General features: G+C 58.4%; 12 protein-coding genes and 1 pseudogene. 9 read left to right on the top strand and 4 right to left on the bottom strand.

Features of this window, described 5'->3' with window-relative positions; all coding sequences use genetic code 11:
* Positions 1-39 precede the first annotated feature (39 nt).
* The gene (locus QZR14_RS11365) at positions 40-5,154 is read right to left on the bottom strand and encodes a dermonecrotic toxin domain-containing protein (RefSeq protein WP_311996580.1); all 5,115 of its coding nucleotides are present in this window, start codon (positions 5,152-5,154) and stop codon (positions 40-42) included.
* A gap of 192 nt (positions 5,155-5,346) precedes the next feature.
* Positions 5,347-8,490, bottom strand: coding sequence for a transglycosylase domain-containing protein (locus QZR14_RS11370; RefSeq protein WP_311996581.1), 3,144 nt, complete (start codon positions 8,488-8,490; stop codon positions 5,347-5,349).
* A gap of 526 nt (positions 8,491-9,016) precedes the next feature.
* Here QZR14_RS11370 and QZR14_RS11375 point away from each other — a divergent pair.
* The 8 genes and pseudogenes from QZR14_RS11375 (at position 9,017) to QZR14_RS11410 (ending at position 17,091) form a co-directional block, all read left to right on the top strand.
* Positions 9,017-10,438: an amino acid permease gene (locus QZR14_RS11375; protein WP_250606310.1), complete on the top strand. Its 1,422-nt coding sequence runs from the start codon at positions 9,017-9,019 to the stop codon at positions 10,436-10,438.
* A gap of 72 nt (positions 10,439-10,510) precedes the next feature.
* Positions 10,511-10,704 (top strand): annotated as a pseudogene (locus QZR14_RS11380) (glucosyltransferase domain-containing protein); the annotation flags it as partial.
* A gap of 113 nt (positions 10,705-10,817) precedes the next feature.
* Positions 10,818-11,180, top strand: coding sequence for a polysaccharide synthesis protein GtrA (locus tag QZR14_RS11385; protein ID WP_311996582.1), 363 nt, complete (start codon positions 10,818-10,820; stop codon positions 11,178-11,180).
* Positions 11,177-12,646: a UbiA family prenyltransferase gene (locus tag QZR14_RS11390; protein ID WP_311996583.1), complete on the top strand. Its 1,470-nt coding sequence runs from the start codon at positions 11,177-11,179 to the stop codon at positions 12,644-12,646. Before QZR14_RS11385 ends, QZR14_RS11390 begins: the two co-directional genes overlap by 4 nt.
* Positions 12,643-13,959: an FAD-binding oxidoreductase gene (locus QZR14_RS11395; RefSeq protein ID WP_311996584.1), complete on the top strand. Its 1,317-nt coding sequence runs from the start codon at positions 12,643-12,645 to the stop codon at positions 13,957-13,959. Before QZR14_RS11390 ends, QZR14_RS11395 begins: the two co-directional genes overlap by 4 nt.
* A complete protein-coding gene (locus QZR14_RS11400; RefSeq protein WP_311996585.1) occupies positions 13,956-14,696 on the top strand; it encodes an SDR family oxidoreductase in 741 nt (246 codons plus the stop codon). The genes QZR14_RS11395 and QZR14_RS11400 overlap by 4 nt, the downstream gene beginning before the upstream one ends.
* Positions 14,693-15,634 carry a lysylphosphatidylglycerol synthase transmembrane domain-containing protein gene (locus QZR14_RS11405; RefSeq protein WP_311996586.1) on the top strand — a complete coding sequence of 314 codons (942 nt, stop codon included), beginning with the start codon at positions 14,693-14,695 and terminating at the stop codon, positions 15,632-15,634. Before QZR14_RS11400 ends, QZR14_RS11405 begins: the two co-directional genes overlap by 4 nt.
* Positions 15,635-15,678: 44 nt before the next feature.
* Positions 15,679-17,091, top strand: a complete 1,413-nt coding sequence (locus QZR14_RS11410; protein WP_311996587.1) for a glycosyltransferase family 39 protein — start codon at positions 15,679-15,681, stop codon at positions 17,089-17,091.
* A gap of 56 nt (positions 17,092-17,147) precedes the next feature.
* Here the strand turns inward: QZR14_RS11410 and QZR14_RS11415 are convergent, their stop codons facing one another.
* Together QZR14_RS11415 and QZR14_RS11420 are read right to left on the bottom strand one after the other, a co-directional pair.
* Entirely contained in the window at positions 17,148-18,767 is a 1,620-nt protein-coding gene (locus tag QZR14_RS11415; RefSeq protein WP_311996588.1) for an FMN-binding glutamate synthase family protein, read from the bottom strand.
* Between the two features lie 158 nt (positions 18,768-18,925).
* A complete protein-coding gene (locus tag QZR14_RS11420; RefSeq protein ID WP_311996589.1) occupies positions 18,926-19,726 on the bottom strand; it encodes a helix-turn-helix transcriptional regulator in 801 nt (266 codons plus the stop codon).
* A gap of 125 nt (positions 19,727-19,851) precedes the next feature.
* Here QZR14_RS11420 and QZR14_RS11425 point away from each other — a divergent pair, with 125 nt between their 5' ends.
* The gene (locus QZR14_RS11425; RefSeq protein ID WP_311996590.1) at positions 19,852-20,673 is read left to right on the top strand and encodes a carbon-nitrogen hydrolase family protein; all 822 of its coding nucleotides are present in this window, start codon (positions 19,852-19,854) and stop codon (positions 20,671-20,673) included.
* Positions 20,674-20,679 lie beyond the last annotated feature (6 nt).

Genomic DNA, 20,679 nt, shown 5'->3' on the forward strand with positions numbered 1-20,679 from the left:
GCCAGCCCCTGAGGGGCCGGCCGGGTGGTACACCGGCTGTCAAAGGTCGGCGATCCTCATCGCTTCCCGGGTCAGTTGGCGGGACAGTTCATTGCGCTGGTAGCCGATTTTTTCCAGCTGAGCCTTGTATAGCTCTGGGGCCAGGGGCTCGTCTTTGAGCATGTCTTCCACGGAAAGGCCGAGTTGATTGGCCAGGCTTTCCAGTTTTTCCGACAGTGGTTTGATCTGACGCCGATCCTTGAGGCCAGCCCATTGCTCTTTTACCTCTTGCAATTCATCCAGCCATTCGAGTTTGTTCTCGAACAGTTGATCATTACGCTCGTATTGCGTCGGGTGGGTCTTGCGCAGATGACGCTCCCAGAAGTTGTCTGAAGACAGGTTGATCATTTTATTGACCAACCCGTCGCCCTGTTCCCGACTCATGATCATTCGGTGAGCCAGTTCGATCTCTGCGTCATTGACTCCGGATCGAGGCTGATAGCGCATGCCTTCCGATTGCCAGGGCAGTTCCAGTCTTTGCGCCAGGCCGGTTTCGAATGCCAGATGAATTTCTACTTCATCCGGTGCAGGCTTTCTCGGATCGATCAGGTTCTGTTGCACCTGGCTGCTGTATTCCACGCGAGCCTCGTCGCTCACCAAGTCCAGCCGCGCAGCACTGCGGGCCAGGCGTACGAGGGTGTTGTCCAGCACCTGGGCCGATGTCGGCGCTGTATAGGCTTTGGACACCAGCACTTTCATTCCCAGTGAGTTGAACAGTTGCGCTCCGAGATCGCCGCAGTCCTCCGGTGACACAATCTGTCTGAACAGTTTTTCGCGCAGCTCTGAATCGAGGGCGGCGGCTTCGACCATTTCCCAGACGCGTCGGGTCAACTGCCGGCGACCGTGATGGGTCCGGTAATCCGCGCTCTCTCTTTGCTTGGCAATCACGCTGAAAAAACCGGCGGAGTCCGGCTCGGCCATCAGGTCATGCCAGGTTTCTTCGCGATATTTGCTGAACGCTGATGAGGGGCTGAAACCGCCCGGCTCATCGGAAGAGACTTGCCAATGGCGAAGCTCGGTTTTGATTGCCTGTGAATAACGCTGCTCAAAAGCAAACCCTGAAGACTCCCGGTATTGGCCAAAACGCACGCGGTCTTCATTGGTGAGTCCCGATAAACCAAAACGCGCGCGACTGAGAACGAACGCCTGTTCGGTGCCCGGCGTGACCTCGGGCAAGGTGTTGATCGGCGCCTGTCGCATATCGAGCATGAAACTGCGCGGTCGCTGTCGGTCAACGCTGCCCACCTTGAACAGCCCCTCGGGCCAGGTCTGGATGTCGGTGTTAGCCAGGCTCAGCTCTTCGAGCCGGTACATCCGCCCGACATCCGGAGGCAGGTGCAAGGGGTTGCCGTTGAGGTTGAGGGTGCGCAGACGCACCAGTTCCTTGAGTTGAGGCGCCGAGCCGATGCGGTTATCGGCCAGATCCAGGTCTTCGAGTTGACGCATCCGGCCGATGCTGGAGGGTATCTCTTCGAGCTTGCACTGGCGGGCGCTCAATTGACGCAGATGAGGGAAGCTGCCGAGCAATCCCTCGGGATCTGCCGAGAGGGATGCTCTGTTGATGCGCAGTGAGGTGATCTTGTCGAGGTGCACCTTGATGTCGGGTCGCTTGCGCAGATCTTTCCACCAGCGTTCGAGATCATAAGTTCTGAGTTCGGAGCTCAGGTCCAGCGTATAGCCTTGATCGGGATCTAGGCTGCGCTCACCGAACGGATCGCTTTTGCGCTCGAAACATTCGATCAGCTGTTCTTCGATGTGCAGGCCGCCGTTTTGCATGTAGTCCACGGACGCTCCGTAGGCCGGATCTCCAGCGTCGTCCAGTCCGGCGGGATGGTCGTCACGCCATTTCTGCAATGCACTGTGAAATTCCTTGCGTTCGCTTTCCAGCTTGGCAATCGCATCGACCGCATTGCCGTCGCTCTTGCGCTGCAAGACTTCAATGAAGGCGTTCACCTCTCTTGTGTTCATTTTCGGGTAGAGCGTACTGATGCGTTGTTCCGGCGTCGGTTCAGCCCAGAACCACGGCCAACCGCGCACCAGCGTTTCGGTCTCGATCGTCGCCACTGGGCGGATCGGCGGTTCTGCCAGCGCGGTCCGGCGCTGCGCAGGGGCGGCAGCCTCTTCCATGATCCACAGTTTCAGCGGGCGTCCCTGACCGTGCCGGTAACCCACGGCTGGTAATGTTTCGGCAGGCACGGCCTGCAGAATCGACTCGTAGAAATCATCCGCGTCATGCAGCGTACGGTTGCCTGCGTCGAGCACTTCATAGCGACCCTGTTGGTCGCGGATCAGGCGCCTGACGACGCTTGCATCATCGGGTCCGACACTGCAGCGCAGTGGCCCGTCGTAGGTGCCGTCGCGCACTTCCAGACGCAGATCGGCAAAGGTGTCGGTGTTGAGCCTGAGGGTATTGAGGGCGAGGCGTTCACTGTCTGCGGTCATCAGCTCGTCATGATAAAAGCCCTCGTAGGCGCGGGTGGTGCAGGCTTCAAAAGCCATTTCGCGGGCCTGGACCTTGAGGCGCAACGGCAGGCGTTTTTCATCGGCGATTCTTTTCAGTTCGCTGGGGCTGGCCTGGGCCACGAGTTTTTCGGCAAGCGGCAGCGGCAGGTCAGGGAAGGTCTGTTTGACGATTCTGATGTCGGCTTTATCTGATCTTTCCCCTGCTTGATAGACATGACGGGATACCTCGCCACGGCGCTCATCGACGGCATTGGCGAGCCGATTGCGCAAAGCCGCGACGCGCTCGTCCCAGGGAATGTCCGGGCCCAGCAGATGGTTGAATTCTTCATCGGTGAGGAAGTTCGCCACGCGATCCGGCAACTGGCCCGCATTCAGATCGTTGAGGCTGATGCGCAAGGTATCCGCCGGTGCAGCCTGTGGATTGCCGTACTTGCGCGAATAACCGCTCAGGCTGGCATCGGCAAACACTTCCAGCGCTTTGCTGTAAGGCCAGCCCGGTAATCCGGTCAACAGCGGTTCCAGCCAGACGGCCTGTGGATCGATCGGGCGGCCAGCGCGGATGTCGGCAGCCGCCGTGAGTACATCATCGTAGGCGCTGAAGCGCCTGACCGTGTCGGTCAACAGCGGCGGAGGCGGGCTGTTGTCGATATGCATCTGACGAAGGGCGTTGTGATCGGTGCCGCTGCCGATGCGGATCTGCTCAAGTTCCGCGGGCGAAAACCGTTCGACGCTGTGGCCCAGTCGCCGCATCAGCGCGTCATTCGGCCAGTCTTGGGGCGTTTCCACTTCATGCACCCAGGCGCCGTGGCCGTTGGGTTCGATTTGCGGTCGGTAGGCGTTGGTGCGGGTCGGGTGTTTGATGCGGTGGGTATTGGACGTCGCTTCAGGCGAGGCTTTTTCGACGACGTACAGCTTGCCCTCCAGCGGCAGGACGTGTTCGTTGCCGTACTGATGCAGGCCATGGCGATCGGGTTTGGCGCCGGGCGGGAGCATCAGTTCATTGCGTTCGTAAGGACCAAGGTCCGGGTGCCACAAGCTGTTTTTGCCATTGGGCAGCTTGACCGGTTTCATGCCGTCTACCAGCGACGACAGTTTGACCCAAAAGGTTTTGCCGATCTGTGCGCCGGCGGCGAAGGCGGCAAACTGAATGATGTCGGTGACCACGCTGATGACATGCCCGGCAGCTTCTTGCCAAAGCCCTTCGGCCAGATCGACGATGCCTTCGATGACGTCGCTGGTCAGTTGGTAGGCGGTGTAGGCCAACATCAGCTCGCCCAGCCCCGGCACGAACGGTGTGGCAATCAGCAGCGCCACGTTGAAAATGTCCGACAGGATTTTCTTGAAGTTGTCCCACCACGCCCAGCGCGCCTTGCTGTCGGTGTCGGCGGTGGAGACGGCAATTTCCCGCGCGTCGTTGAGGATCTTGTTGAGCTTTTGCTTATAGGCGTGGCGCCAGTAATCACCCTGCAATTTCACTCGACCGAACTGCAGGTTGGGATTGTCCAGTGGGTCCTTGCGCCACGCCGGTCGCTGGTCAGTGGGATCCTGGCGCGGGTGATACCTGACCACGAACAGCCGTTGTTCCAGCTCGGCAAAGAAGTGTCCGCGCTGCTGATGGTCGACAAACTGACTGAAGAACTGGCGGTAGGTTTGTCGGGTCGTCTCGCTGAGCCGGTCTTCGCGAAACTGGCGCGCCAATTCATCACGGAAAGCTTTCAGAGAGGCGTATTCCTTGAGCGGATGATCCGGGTCGTGGGGGATGTAGACGATCAGGCGTCGCACGCCACGGTTGTCCGAGACCGTGTGCGTCAGCAGCAGGATCCCGGTCAGCCGGGTGCCCAGCAGCGTCAGGTCGGAGCACTGCATCGAACGGCCATTGAGCATCAGTTGCGGTTTCTCTTCGGTCAGGCTCAAGAGCATTTTGTAGGCGTCGTACTGGATGTCATCCTTGATCAGCGCCAGGTGCGCCGCAACGGCGAGGGCGTCCTTCTGGCTCTCGTTGACCTTGTATTGCAACACGCTCTCGGCCAGCGCTTCGCCGGGCAGCAGGTAACTTTCCAGGTGTTTTTTATACTGCGCGCCGATATCCAGATCGCGGCACAGCGTCTGAAACTGGCTGATCGGCATGGCGCTTTTGATCGGCACGATATCGAACAGACCGCGTTCATCGGGTTTGCTGATGTAGTCCGAGCCATGGCCGACCGTTTCACTGCTGGCGAAGTTGTGCAGGGCGGCATCCAGCAATGAGACGGTGCGGGTCACGCTGCCTGTGGAAACATCGATGGCGTACCACGGTTTGTCCTTGGGCAGGTACAGGCGTAGAAAGGTGTTTTTGACGTCCAGCTCGATGCCGTGCCGCTCCTTGATTTTCGCCTTGAGCAGCGGCTCGGCGAAAGCGTAGAGATCGGTTTTCGCCAGCAGATGGTCAACCTGGTTCTGCGAACCCCAGGCCTTGAGGTTGGCCACAGCGAGTTTGCTCAGATACGCGGAAGGCGCGTTGGTGTACCAGGCTTCATTCTTCAGAGGCGAGGCTGCCAGCGCGAGGCCTCGGCTGACGGTGGCGGTTTTGAAGGTGTCGTTGACGGCCGACTTGATGAATTCGTAGTGCCGTCCTTTGTCCGCGGTTTGCGCAGGCAGGGGAGAGAGAGACATGGCCAATCATCCTTGATTGTTGAGGAGTGATCAGCCTACTCAGGGCAGGGCAAAACAAAAGTTCAAAGATCGGGAGGCAAACCGCGTTGCGCAGCGCCAATTCGACGAAAATTCGAATCTGAAAAATATATAAATACCACCCGCCGAAGCGAAAATTCGTCACCCTGATGCAGAAAAAGCCGACACGATTTGTTACCTCGCTGTAAGGCGCGGCGCTTCGAGCATCGCCACGCTGGCGGTCTGTGTCGGCTTGCATTGCGAGTCGCTGCCCGGTTGCAGATACGGCGTCAGAATCGGTGCCATGCCCTTGAGCACCTGCACTGGCAGGGCCGAGGTGAACTTGAAGTTCTCCGCCGAGCGCCCCGGAACGAACGCGGTGAGGGTGCCGAAATGGTGATCGCCGATGAAGAAAACGAACGTCGCCGTGCGGTTGATCGACTTCGAACTGAGGATGCGTCCGCCCGAACCGATGGCTTCGATGCGGTTGTCACCGGTCCCCGTTTTGCCACCCATGGCCAGTGGGCTGCCATCAGCCAGTTTGAAACTGCCGGAAACACGTTTTGCCGTACCGGCGTCGACCACTTGCGACAGCGCCTCGCGCATGGCCGTGGCGACCTCGGACGGCATCACCCGTTTGCCGACATGCGGGTCATTGACCAGTTGTGTTTCGTAGGGCGTGCCGGCGGCGAAATGCAGGCTGTCGATGCGCAGCGTCGGCATGCGCACGCCGTCATTGAGAATGGTGCCGATCAACTCGGCCAGTGCGGCCGGGCGGTCACCGGAGCTGCCAATGGCGGTGGCCAGCGATGGCACCAGATGATCGAACGGATAGCCGACTTTCTGCCAGCGCTGGTGAATCTCGAGGAACGCTTCGATCTCGAGCATGGTGCGAATACGACTGTCGCGAGCGCCCTTGTGCTTGCTCTTGAACAGCCAGCTGTAGACTTCCTGACGCTCGAAGTGACTGGCCTTGACGATCTCGCTGAAGGTCGCGTCCGGGTGATGCAACAGGTAGCCCATCATCCACAGATCCAGCGGATGCACCTTGGCGATGAAGCCTTGATCGGGCAAATCGAAACTGCCGGGGCCGTAGGCATCGTAGAGGCGGATCAGGCGATCATCGGTGAGTTTTTCGCTGAGCCTGGCGCCTTTGAGGTGTGAGCGCACGAAGGTGTTGAAGTCTTCCTGGCTGGCCTCGGGCAGCAGGTAGCGATGCACGGCGGCCATGCGGATCGGCGTCGGGCGCATGCTGTCGAGGAAGGTGTCGAGGCGCGCCTGAGTGTCTTTGTTTTTGTATTTTTTCCAGAACTTGAGCTGGAACGCCGTGCCTTCGCGGTCGGCGAAATTCGCCAGGTATTCCTGCCGGCGCGGGTCACGATCATCCTTGAGCAGTTCGGCACTGCTGTTGGGCCCCGAATAAGTGACGTAGCGCACCACGTCGCGCATCAGGCGAATGAACGGCAGGTTGATCGATTCGCGCAGGGCATCGCGCAGGGTCGGCAGGCGGCCGTTGTCTTCCTTGCGAAAGTTGTGGAACGTGTGCAGTCCGCCGCCGGTGAAAAACGCTTCGCCGGGGCTCGCCGAGTATTTGCGGTCAAGGGCTGCACCGAGCAGCGTCGACAGGTCGTGATCCTTGTTCTGGATCAGGTAATCGATGACCCACTGGCTCAAGCGGTCCTGATCGGGAACTTCGACTTTCTTCAGTTCCGGCACGCTCATGGCGCCGTACTTGTCGTGCAGCTCGGCGATGATTTGCAGGTAAGTGGTGAGCACGCGCATTTTCGCCGTGGAGCCGAGTTCGAGTTTGCTGCCTTCGTTGATGTCGAACGGCTGGTCGGTGCTGTCGGTCTGCACCCGTACGCGGGATCCGTCCGCGGTCAGTTCGAAGAGGGTGAAGCTGTAGCGCACTTGTGTGGTGCTGGTCGGTGTCAGCAGGCGTTCACCCAGCAAGCCGATTTCAGCGGCATAGGCCGGGTCGGCGAGTTTTTTCAGGTAAGCGGTGGCCTGGGTTTGCAGGTCGCCCTGCAGGGTACTTGTAGCCGAGAGATCGAGGCGATCGAGGTCGTACAGCGGCCTGTTGAGCATGCTCGCCAGACGACTGCGAGCGACGCTGATGCCCTTGTTGGTTTCGATGGGTTGAAGGGTCGGCTGGGTCTGCCAGTCGCGGTAAGTGACCTTGCTGGCAAGCGCGGCATCGGCCAGGGCGCTGTCGATCACAGCGTTCTGCTTGAGCAGGCGCAAGTGGCTGTCGGTAAGGTTGGCGAGTTCGTCGCGGCCCTTGGTCAGGTAATGCGAAGGACGGCGCTGGGCGATCATCAGCGAGAGCATTTCACGCAGGACCAAGCCTTTGGCGGCCATGGTTTTTGCATCGGTGGCCGGGTTGTTCAGTTGTTCGTTGGCCTGGTTGAAGTCGCTGCCGTACCACACGCGCAAGCCTTCAGCCATGCCATGCACTTCGCCATGCCCCGGCACCGCCGAGAGCGGTACGCTGTTGAGGTAGTCACGCACGATGTTCTGCCGTGCCACCAGGGTTTGCGGGCCGGCCTGATAGGCGCGTACGCTGGCGGACATCATCTGCCGCAGCTTCTCGGCACCGGACACCGTCAGGCCATCCGGGGAATGCCGGTACTTTTCCAATTGCGTCGCCAGCGTACTGCCGCCCGCCGACTGGCCCGGCAGGTTCAGCAGCTTCGCCACTTGCGACCATGCGGCCATGCCGAAGCGCGGCCAGTCCACCGCCGGGTTGGCCAGCGGCTGTTTCGGGTCAAGCAGAAAACGGTTTTCGATGAACAACAGGCTGCTGACCACCACGGGCGGGATGGCGTCGAAACTTGAGTAGAGCTGTTGCGGATAGTTGTACTTGTACAGCGGCGCAGCCCGGCAATCGGTGATCGACAGCCCGGCCTGAATCTTCTCGGAATACGGCACGAACAGGCCTTTGTCGGTGTAGCTGAGCAGCGCCGGGGAAAACCGCGCCTGCTCGGTGATGACGTAATTGCGTTTGAGCAGGCGTGGCAGAAATTCATCCAGCGAGCTGTAACCCAGGCGCAGATCAAACGGCCCATTGCCCGGATAGCGAATGGCTTCGCTGGGACCGGGTTCGAGGGTGTACGTCAGTGACGCGGCGTACTGGCTGAGCTCGCGAGACTGGAAGCGCGAAGTGCGCATTTCCCTGGACGCAGCCAGCCCCACGACGATCGCGATTATCACCAGCAACAACCAGAAAGCCTTCCACCCATGCCGGTTGCGGCGGGGTTTTTCAGGGACAGGCGCTTCATCCACTCGTTCAGTCGGAACCACGGCTTTACTCGAATCGGTTTGCCACAAAGCGCCCATAGTCGATTGATCCATTCACGCAGATTGATCGGACTTGTCTGAAGCTTAGACGGTGGTTGCCGGTGGTGAAAAAAATGTGCGGGATGGGGGAGGGGAGTTGCTGAATTAATCTGGAAGGCGGGTGCCGGAGCGAAAATGAGCCTGGAGCAAACTTTGTGGCGAGGGAGATCTGAGTGGCCGCAATAGAGGCCGGTCAGCAGTGAAGGTGGCCAAGCGGACACATGACGATGCACCAATGCTGTGCAATACTCGGCGGCTTTTTCAGCGGCGAATAATCCTACGCTAAGCAGGTAAAGCCTCTCCGCAAACCGCGCTTTAACCGAGAGTTGTCGCTGAATGTTGTGGTTTATAGAGTGAAAACGCCTGCCCAAGGCTTTTTATACTGCACGCCCCGCTGATCTTGCAGGTGGTCCTGCAAGACGCGTCTGCCCACGAGGCAGGCGCGGTTTCACAGTAGCCAAGGCTTACCGGCCGACGCTTCGATACTCGGTGGTCAAATCCAATAACAAGACGAGGTTGCACCCCTATGCCAGTTGGCAATCACCTGCCTCACGGCGACACCGCTCAGGGCGGTCCGCTCAAACGCGAACTCGGCGAACGGCATATTCGCCTGATGGCACTCGGCGCCTGTATCGGCGTCGGTCTGTTTTTAGGTTCCGCCAAGGCCATCGAAATGGCTGGCCCGGCGATCATGCTGTCCTACATTCTGGGTGGCCTGGCGATCCTGGTGATCATGCGCGCCCTCGGTGAGATGGCCGTGCATAACCCGGTCGCCGGCTCGTTCAGCCGCTACGCGCAAGACTATCTCGGCCCATTGGCGGGCTTCCTCACGGGCTGGAACTACTGGTTTCTGTGGCTGGTGACCTGTGTTGCGGAAATCACCGCGGTGGCCGTTTACATGGGCATCTGGTTTCCCGATGTGCCGCGCTGGATCTGGGCGCTGGCCGCGTTGATCAGCATGGGTTCGGTCAACCTGATCGCGGTGAAGGCCTTCGGTGAATTCGAATTCTGGTTCGCCTTGATCAAGATTGTCACCATCATTGCCATGGTCATCGGCGGCGTTGGCATCATCGCCTTCGGGTTCGGCAATGACGGCGTGGCGCTGGGGATTTCCAATCTGTGGGCGCATGGCGGCTTCATGCCCAACGGCGTGACCGGCGTGCTGATGTCCCTGCAAATGGTCATGTTCGCCTACCTCGGCGTGGAGATGATCGGCCTGACCGCCGGTGAAGCGAAGAACCCGCAGAAGACTATTCCCGATGCGATCGGCTCGGTGTTCTGGCGCATTCTGCTGTTCTATGTCGGTGCGTTGTTCGTGATTCTGTCGATCTACCCGTGGAACGAAATCGGCACCCAAGGCAGCCCGTTCGTGATGACCTTCGAGCGTCTGGGCATCAAGACCGCCGCCGGCATCATCAACTTCGTGGTGATCACCGCCGCGCTGTCGTCGTGCAACGGTGGCATCTTCAGCACCGGGCGCATGCTCTACAGCCTGGCGCAGAACGGCCAGGCACCGGCCGGTTTTGCCAAGACCTCGAGCAACGGTGTGCCGCGTCGTGCATTGCTGTTGTCGATTGCTGCCTTGTTGCTGGGCGTGCTGCTCAACTATCTGGTGCCGGAAAAAGTCTTTGTCTGGGTGACCTCGATTGCCACCTTCGGCGCGATCTGGACTTGGGTAATGATCCTGCTGGCGCAACTGAAATTCCGCAAAGGCCTGAGCGCCAGCGAACGTGCCGGCCTCAAGTACAAGATGTGGCTGTACCCGGTCAGCTCGTACTTTGCGCTGGCGTTTCTGGTGCTGGTGGTCGGCCTGATGGCGTACTTCCCGGACACCCGCGTGGCGCTGTATGTGGGGCCGGCGTTCCTGGTGCTGCTGACGGTGTTGTTCTACGTGTTCAAGCTGCAACCGAGCAATGTGTCGCAAGGTGCGGTGCGTTCGGCTTCGTAAGTTACGAAAGTTGAAACGACAGAGCCCCGGTCGCGAGATCGGGGCTTTTTTTTTGTGGGTGCCGTAGCCCGTGTGCTCGTGGAAAACCTGCCCTCGGTGTGCATCACCAACGTCGTTACCGAACGTGAGCGACGCAACGCCACGCACGTCGGCTACAGGGGTATCCAGTCTTGGTGGAAAATCTGTACTACCGCATCTATCTCCTCGGCGATTACGGTTTTATCGTCATGAAAGAGCCGCCGCACGGGCGGTTGTTGCAGTGGTGAAGCACTGACCGTTGGTCGGATAAAGCCCTCTACCTGTAATTTCTGACAGTAGACCGCTCCCACACCCTGGCCTAGCTTAGACCTCCGACCCACAGCAACGGCTAGCAACGGCCATGAAAGGACTCTCTGCAACCAGCGTGATCGGACTGGCCGATGCGCTCATCCACTGGCAAATATTTTTCGTGCTCTGCAATGCGGTCGGCCTGGACCAGGCTGCCGGCAACTTTGCCGCGTTCTGTGTGGCCGCAGCGTTCTCGTTCTACTTGAACGTGCTTTACCTCTTCGAGAGAGAGACATCGGTGTTCTTCTACCTGATGTTCATCGGCCTGATGGGCAGCGTGAGCTTTGGCGTAGGGGCTATCGCGGATGTCTGGCGTTTGCCCGGACTGGTGACGGTGGCATCGTTTTCGCTGCTGAATATTGGGTCGGGGTACTGTTTCTTTCGCTTTGTATTGTTTCGGGGGCGATGGACATGAATATCCCCCTGCCCGAGTTCCCGCCGCCGTCAGCGTCTTGCGAGGCTGCAAGGCCTTTTGTGGTCGATCTGGACGGAACCCTGCTCAAGTCTGATTTGCTGTTCGAATGTGCCATGTCCTTTGTTCGCAACAAGCCGTTGCAGTGCCTGAAACTTCTCGCGTGGCTGGGGCGCGGCAAAGCGTATTTGAAAGATCGATTGGCCCAGGCGACGGACATCGACGTCGCCACGCTGCCCTACGATGCTGACGTGCTCTGGATGATCAAGGCGCAGCGCAACACCGGTCGGAAAATTGTTCTGGCCACGGCCAGCCATCACGCATTGGCAGTACGTATTGCCGAGCATCTGAAGTTGTTTGATGACGTCCTTGGGACGACCCTTGAGCAGAACCTTTCGGGCACGAAGAAACGTGATGTGCTGGTAACGTTATATGGTGAGGGAGGTTTCGATTACGTCGGTAACTCGCTGGACGACTTGCCGGTTTGGCGCTCGGCCAGGCATGCCTATATCGTCAACCCGTTAACGGGTGTCGAACGTGCCACCCGGCAATTGGGCAACGTTGTCCAGGTGGTTCGCTCTGACGTCACGTATTTCAGGGGGTTATACAAAGCGCTGCGTATTCATCAGTGGATGAAGAATGCGCTGATTTTTGTCCCTCTTATTGCTGCGCATCAACTGGCCAACCCGTTGCTGGTGGGGCGCGGTGTGCTGGCATTCGTGCTGTTCGGCTTGTGTGCATCAGGCGTCTACCTCCTGAATGACCTGCTCGACCTTTCCGATGATCGCAAACACCCGACCAAACGCCATCGACCCTTCGCCAGCGGATCCCTGTCGATCCAGTCCGGGCTGGCGGTTTTTCCTCTGTTGCTGTTGATGTCCTTCACGGGCGCCTGGTTGTGGCTGCCTCGTCAATTCCTCGCCGTGCTCGCCTGTTATTACGTGCTGACGCTGGTGTATTCGCTAGTGTTGAAGCGGCTGATGGCACTCGACGTGATTGCTCTGGCGCTGCTCTACACCTTGCGCATCATCGCTGGTGGCGCCGTTTTCGAACTCGAGTTGACGGGCTGGATGCTGGCCTTCTCCATGTTCATGTTTTTGAGCCTGGCTCTGGTCAAGCGCTATGCCGAATTGTTGATGGCGCTGCACAGCGGCATTACCGGAAAAACCGGCGGCCGGGATTACTTTCCCGCTGATCTGGCGATGCTCTCCTCTTTGGGCGCTGCATCCGGTTATCTCGCGGTCATGGTGCTGGCGCTATACATCCATGACAGCGCAACCACCGCGCTGTACGCGCACCCTCGGTGGATCTGGCTGGCGTGCCCGGTGATGTTGCTGTGGATCACCCGGATCTGGCTGCTGACCCATCGCGGCCGAATGAATCAGGATCCGGTGGTCTTCGCACTGCGTGATCGCTGGAGTCTGGCGATGGGGACGGTGTTCTGCCTGATTTTCTGGGTGGCGGCATGAAGGTCTCATTTGCCTCTTGGGGAAACTATCCTCATGCCCCTCAGAACGGTCATCCCTGCCAGTGGCAAGCCGATGTCGGGCCGCAGTGGCAGTGGTTGATCGAGGCTCACGGCACTACGTTGCCTTTTGGCAATGGTCGCAGCTATGGCGATAGCTGTCTGGCGGGCAGCGATCATGTTTTGCAGCTACGTACCCTGGATCGCTTTATCGAGACCGACTGGGAAAACGGTGAGATCTGCGCTGAAGCGGGCGTGACGCTGGGCGAGATTTTGCAACTGGCCATTCCCCGGGGCTGGTTTTTGCAAGTCACCCCCGGGACGCGGCATGTGACGCTGGGCGGGGCCGTGGCCAATGATGTGCATGGCAAGAATCACCATCGTTGCGGTACGTTTGCCGGTTCGCTGGTGTGTTTCGGTCTGCACCGCTCCGTGCAAGCGCCGATGGTTTGTTCGCCGACGGTAAACCCACAGTGGTTTGCCGCCACCATCGGCGGACTGGGCCTGACGGGTGTGATTACTTGGGTGCGCATTCGTCTGCGCAAGATCCAGTCCAGCCTGATCGACAGTACACGGGTGCGTTTTGACTGTCTGGATGACTTCTTTGCCCTGTCGGCCGACATGGATGCGCGGCATGAATACAGCGTCGCGTGGATCGATTGTCTGGCCAAGGGCAGCGCGCGAGGGCGCGGGTGCTTTACGGCTGGCGATCATTGCGCAACGGGGCCACTTGAGGTCGCAGCGCCATATTCGTTGCCTGTACCGATGCGTTCGCCGATATCGCTGATCAATCCGTTCACCTTGAAACTGTTCAATCGTCATTACTGGCAACGGCAACCGCCGACCCGCCACTATCGAACGGTTGCCTACAGCCCGTTTTTCTACCCGCTGGATCGGATCGAGAACTGGAATCGTCTCTACGGACGTAGAGGTTTCCAGCAGTTTCAGTGCGTTTTGCCGGCGTCGGTGGCTGCCGCAGCACTCGCCGAATTACTCAGGTCGATTGCGCGCAGCGGTAGCGGCTCCTTCCTCGCGGTGCTCAAGCGTTGCGGCGATATTGCCTCGCCAGGATGGCTTTCCTTTCCCATGCCGGGCACTTCATTGGCGCTGGATTTTCCACAGAACAGTGAGCTGACGAAAAGACTTCTGCCGCGTCTCGATGCCATCGTCCGGGAAGCCGGGGGACGCCTGTATCCGGCCAAGGACGCGCACATGAGCGGCAGTGATTTTCGCCAGGCCTATCCCGCTTGGGAAAAGTTGGAAACGCTGCGCGACCCGGCCCTGATCTCCCGTTTCTGGCAGCGAGTCATTCGATGAAAAAAATACTGATTGTGGGCGCCACGTCGGCGATTGCCTGCGCTTGTGCGCGATTGTGGGCGGCTGATCGGAGCGAATTGTTCCTGGTCGCCAGGGATGCGCAAAAGCTCCAGCAAACCTGTGTCGATTTGCAGGCTCGCGGTGCCAGAGCGGTGACTGCGTACGCCATGGACGCCAGTGATATCGCCGCACATTCGCTCATGTACGAGCAATGCCTGGCAACGTTGCAGACGGTGGATATCTGCCTGGTCGCCTACGGTAGCTTGCCGAATCAGCGGGCGTGCGAAGACAGCGTGGAGCAGGCGATGGAGCAGTTCGCCAATAACGGCAGCTCAATGATTGCCCTGTTGACGTTGTTGGCTAACCACATGGCTGCCCGGCAACACGGCACGCTGGCGGTTATTTCCTCGGTTGCCGGGGATCGCGGGCGTCCTTCCAACTACCTGTACGGCGCGGCGAAGGCAGCGGTATCTACGTTCTGCGAGGGCTTGCGGGCACGCTTGTTCAAGTCAGGTGTGCATGTGATCACCATCAAGCCCGGGTTTGTCGATACGCCCATGACCCGGGGGCTGGGGCTGCCAGCCTTGCTGGTTGCACAACCGGATGCCGTCGCCCGGCGAATTGTTGCGGGCATCGATCGCCAGGTTGCGGTGTTGTACGTGCCCGGATTCTGGAGGGTGATCATGTGGATGATCAGGGCCATACCGCAGCCGCTATTCAAAAGGCTGAACCTGTGAATCAGGCGCTGATGTTATCGGGTTGGCGCTATCGGGTTTTGATCGGCTCGGTGATCTGCTCCGCCCTTGCTTATCTCGCTGTCTCTTTGTGGGGCGGGTGGTCAGCTGTGAGCGCGGCGATCAGTCGTGTGGGCGGGTGGCAGGGCGGGCAGATCGTCGGCGTGGTGTTGCTCGGCTACGGTCTGCGTTTCCTGCGTTGGCAGGTTTACCTCAATGCCTTGTGCCATCCGCTGCCATGGTGGCCGAGTCTGAAGATCTATCTGGCCGGTTTCGCTCTGACCACCACACCCGGCAAGGCCGGTGAAGCCCTGCGCGGCGTTTTGCTCAAACGCTGGGATGTGCCTTATGCACACAGTTTTGCTGCGTTGTTCAGTGAGCGGCTGGCGGACCTGCTGGCCATGGTCGGCCTGGCGTTGTTCGGCTTGAGCGCGCACCCCGAATGGTTGTCGATAGTCGTCGCGAGTCTGGTGTTGCTGGTTTGCGCTGGGATGTTGGTGATCTCGCCTGGCCTTGTCCAGGCGATCGATCGACGCATTGATCAACGCCACGATGGGGTCTCCCGGTTGCTGCGCCACGCCATTGAGGTGTTACACCAGTCGCGCCGCTGCCACACCCCACGCCGCCTGATCGGCACAACGCTGTTGAGCCTGCTGGCCTGGGGACTTGAAGCGTTGGCGTTTTACTGGATTTTGCAGGCGATGGGGGCGGATGTGGGCCTGGCGTTTGCCGTATTCATTTATGCGGTGGCCATGCTGGCGGGGGCGTTGAGTTTCATGCCGGGTGGCCTGGGCAGCGCCGAAGCGGTGATGGTGGCTTTGCTGGTTTCGGGTGGGGTCGGATTGCCAGATGCGATTGCGGCGACGGTTTTGTTGCGGTTGGTGACGTTGTGGCTGGCTGTGGGAGTCGGCGTTTTGATGCTTGTCCATAACGAGCGGTGACATTGTTACATGTGGGCAGTAACTATCGACAGGGAGGGGGACTCATGTTTTCAAAGCGAGGCAAAAAGATTTTCAGAAAATACGTTCCACTGTTGCTTATCGTGCTACTCGGGATAGTGCTGCGACTCAATGATTTACTGGAGAAGAGCTTGTGGTACGACGAGGTGTTCAGCGTTGGCGTAAGTGATCCGAATAACAGCTTGAGTGAAGTTTTTCACCAGACTGTTGAAGATGTTCATCCACCCTTCTACCAGATATTGCTCTGGCTGGTTTTTCATGTTTTTGGTTACGGAGAATGGGTGGCGCGAGTATTCTCGGTTGTTTTTGGTGTGGCATTGATTCCATCTATATATTGCTTGGGGAGAAAGCTTTTTAATGAGCGAGTAGGAGTAATCGCTGCGCTGTTAAGTTCGGTTAATTTTGTTTTAATAGCTTTGTCGCGGGACGCAAGATCATATAGTTTGTTGGTGTTTTTTGGGGTTGTCTCATTCTTGTTGTTTTTCAGGCTTGTCGAGAGGAAGAGTGTTCGCGAAGTGTGTCTTTACACGGCTTGTGCATCTTTGCTCGTAAATACCCACTATTTCGGCTTCTTTCTGGTAATGGCTCAATTTATTCTATTGTTTTATTTTTCGGTCCGTACAGGTCTTGACAGACACTTGTTTATTGCGAGTTGTGCGGCGGCACTAGGAGTGGTTTTGTCATTGGTTCCGGTGCTGTCTTATATGCTTGCAAATTTCAAAAGAACTGATACCTGGATACGAAAACCGGAAGATGATTTTTTAGTTGAATGGTTCAGTCTGCTTTTTGGAAACCTGACGGTCGCGTTGATCTGTGGAATGTTTATGGTTTTTGCTTTAATGAGGCTTTTGGTGGTCGAGGATAGAAAAGATTCGTTGAAATTATTATTGGTCTGGTGGTTTCTGGGTTTCACAGTGGCGTGGCTCCGGTCATCATTTTTTACACCAGTATTGTCGTTTAGAAATATGGTTATTTTTGTACCTGTGATTTTGATATTCGTGGCCTATGGATTCAGTCTGGTGCGCGACGATTTTGTTCGTTGGATGTTGCTAGTGTTTGTTTGTGTGATGTCAATATTTTTTTATTCAATGAGTCCTGATTGTAGTAAGTTGCGAATTGAACATGATCTCCGGTCGCCTGTGAAAAAAATAATCGGAGAGGCTAAGAATGTGCCTGTGTATGCTGGTGCGATTTACGCTGGTTATTTCAATATCTTGGGCTCATCCATTCGTCCTTTGCCATACGAAGTATTGATAGCCGAATTGACGCAGAAAGCGACGCCACCGTGTTTTTACGTAATTGACATAGATCAGGTTCACGACGAGTCCGAGCGGTTGACTAAGATGCTCGTGGAACATGTGAAATATCAAAATAATTCAATTGCACTGTATGGAGTAAAAGAGGGGCATGGTTGTGAGCCGGTGATTAACGGCCCATAGAAAAGTATGATTTCAGGAAGCCGACGCCAATCCTGACCAGATGGCGCCGGTTTGTTTCAAGCCGCGGCCACTTCCTGCGGCTCAAAACTGTCCGCCCGCGCCATCTGCCACATCCGCGAGTAAAACTCGCCATTCACTTCCCCGGTAAGCAATTCCCCCGGTTTCAGGAACACGTGCAACTGCGAGAACAACTTGATCTCGGTCGCTGACATGCGCCGCACCAGGTGCTTGGCCGACAGTTGCGACGGATGTTCCAGCCCAGCTGCGGCAAGCATTTCTGCCAGCGCCTTGAGGGTATTGCGGTGGAAGTTGAACACCCGCTGCGCCTTGTCCGGCACCACCAGCGCGCGTTGGCGCAGGGCATCTTGAGTGGCGACACCCGTCGGGCATTTGTTGGTGTGGCAGCTTTGCGACTGAATGCAGCCGATGGCGAACATGAAGCCGCGTGCCGAGTTGGCCCAGTCGGCGCCGATGGCCAGTACGCTGGCGATGTCGAAGGCGCTGACGATCTTGCCGCTGGCGCCGAGTTTGATCTTGTCGCGCAGGTTCAGGCCGACCAGGGTGTTGTGGACAAACAGCAGGCCTTCGCGCATCGGCACGCCGATGTGGTCGGTGAACTCGACCGGCGCGGCGCCGGTGCCACCTTCCTTGCCGTCGACGACGATGAAGTCCGGCAGGATGCCGGTTTCCAGCATGGCTTTGGCGATGCCCATGAACTCCCACGGGTGGCCGAGGCAGAACTTGAAGCCCACCGGTTTGCCGCCGGACAGTTCACGCAATTGCTGGATGAACTGCATCAGTTCGATCGGCGTGGAGAACGCGCTGTGGCGTGACGGCGACACGCAGTCTTCGCCCATCAGGATGCCGCGTGTTTCGGCGATTTCTTTGGTGACTTTATGCTTGGGCAGGATCCCGCCGTGGCCGGGTTTGGCGCCCTGGCTCATCTTGATTTCGATCATCCGCACTTGCGGGTTCTGCGCCTGGGTGGCGAAGCGTTCCGGGTCGAAACGGCCGTCGCTGGTGCGGCAGCCGAAGTAGCCACTGCCCAGCTCCCAGGTCAGGTCGCCGCCGTGTTCGCGGTGATACGGGCTGATGCTGCCTTCACCGGTGTCGTGGGCGAAGTTGCCGAGTTTCGCGCCTTGATTCAACGCGCGAATGGCGTTGGCACTGAGCGAGCCGAAGCTCATCGCCGAGATGTTGAATACCGACGCCGAGTACGGCTGGCTGCACTGCGGGCCACCGACGGTGACGCGGAAACTGCTCGGGTCGCTCAGCGGTGCCGGACGCATCGAGTGGCCGATGAATTCGAAGCCGGATTGATAGACATCAATCAGCGTGCCGAACGGTTTGTCGGCGGTTTCGTTTTTCGCTCGCGAATAGACCAGCGAACGCTGGGCGCGGGAGAAGGGCAGGGCATCGCTGTCGGATTCGAGCAGGTACTGGCGTATTTCCGGGCGGATGCCTTCGACCAGGTAACGGATGTTGCCGAGGATCGGGTAATTGCGGCGCACCGCGTGCGGGCTTTGCAGCAGGTCGAACAGACCGAGCAGGCTCAGTACGCCGGTGACGGCGGTGATTGGCCATAGCCAGTCATGTTCGAGGAACGGCAGGCTGGCGAGGGTGAAAATCACGCAGACGGCAAAGAAGGCGTAGCGGCTCAGGAGTGACAGGCTCATACGGTATCCTTGGTTCGGACTCGGAATAATCAGCGCTGCAGTTCCTTGTGGGAGCGAGCTTGCTCGCGAATACAGTGGATCAGCCAACATAAATGTTGAATATGATGGCCCCTTCGCGAGCAAGCTCGCTCCCACAAAAAAGCGTAAATCGCGCTGTGTCAGGCGTTTTGCGCCTGAAGAAAAATCGAAAACAGCTCGGACTGGGATTTGATTCCCAGCTTGCTGTACATGTGTTTCTTATGGACTTTCACGGTTTCTACGGAGATTTCCAGCTTACGGGCGATTTCTTTACTGGAGCAACCGCTGAGCATCAAACGCCCGACATCCAGTTCCCGGGCGGTCAACTGCGCGCCCTTGAGTTGCTGCACTGACGCCTCCAGTTGCACGCGCCAGTCTGTCCGGGCAGGCGCCGCGGCGAGGGCCACGGTCTCGTTGATTTCATAAGGCAGGCGCTGGCGCAACAAACCCAGCACCCATGGCTGGATCAATGACAGCAAGGCGATATGTTCGCCAGTGAAACGTTTTTCACTGCCCAGTGACAGACACAACGTGCGCTCGCCTTCGAGCTGACAATTGAACTGGATTTCGTCGGCCACGACATTCAGACGAAAGTATCGCTGGTAATACTCGGTCAGTTCGAAATGCTCCGGCGCCACTTCCGAGAGGCGATACAAACCGGTGCGGGTTTGCTCGCGGCAGGCGATGTAGAACGGGTCGAGCAGGTACAGGCCGCGCAAGTAGTCCTGAAACAACGGGTCAGGATTGCCGTCTGCACCCGGGCATTCGGCGAAGACTTGCGGGTGTTGATCGGCGCTGAACAGCAGCGCCACCCAGCTATCGAACTGCACGTACTGGTCGAGCAGACGCACCAGTTGTGCCCAGAAGTTCGGCTTGTCCAGCGCCTCGATCAGTTGCCCGACGGCGCGGTGCCAGGTGATGTCGTCAAACGCAAGTGTCATCGATCTACCCCTATCGGGTTACCCCGGCCGCGTAATTCCCTGGCCGGCTGCTTGCTGCGCATACTGGCCCACAGACAGCCACCGGGCAATCTTTCAGCGCCCGGCGCTCATCACAAGGAATTCCCATGAAAGTCGAACTCGCGCAATTGGCGGGCCGTGACAATGCCACGGCCTACAACCTCGAACGCGCACTGGCAGCGATTGCCGCGTGCGCGGCCGACACGCAATTGATCGTGTTTCCGGAAACCCACCTGATGGGCTTTCCGACGGCCGAGACTGTCGCGCAAACCGCCGAACCGCTGGACGGCCCGACTGTCAGCGCCGTGCTGGCCGCCGCGCGCGAACGCAACATTGCCGTGGTGATCGGCATGGCCGAAAACGACAACGGTCGCTTCTACAACACCACGCTGTTGATCACCCCTGAAGGCATCGCCCTGAAATATCGCAAGACGCATTTGTGGGCGTCGGATCGCGGTGTGTTCGAGGCAGGCGACCGCTACGCCACGTGCGAGTGGAACGGTGTGCGTGTCGGCCTGTTGATTTGCTACGACATCGAGTTTCCAGAGTCGGCCCGTGCCTTGGCACAACTGGGTGCCGAACTGTTGATCGTGACCAACGGCAATATGGACCCATACGCGCCGACGCACCGCACCGCCATCATGGCGCGGGCGCAGGAGAATCAGTCCTTTGCGTTGATGGTCAATCGCGTCGAGGCCGGGGATGACGGTCTGGTGTTTGCCGGTGGCAGTGCGCTGGTCGATCCGCTGGGGACGTTGCTGTTCGAAGCGGGGCGAGAGGAGGGGACGTTCAACGTCGAGCTGGACTTCGCTCGACTGGAGACTGCGCGCAAGGATTACCGCTATCTGGATGATCAGCGTTTGAAGTTGCCGGGGGAGGTGCTGGAGCACGGCGATGGTGTTCGTGAGTTGTTGATTCCACGCCGTTGACCGCTG

Source organism: Pseudomonas sp. rhizo66 (assembly GCF_031931925.1).
In the GTDB taxonomy this organism is placed as follows: Bacteria; Pseudomonadota; Gammaproteobacteria; order Pseudomonadales; family Pseudomonadaceae; genus Aquipseudomonas.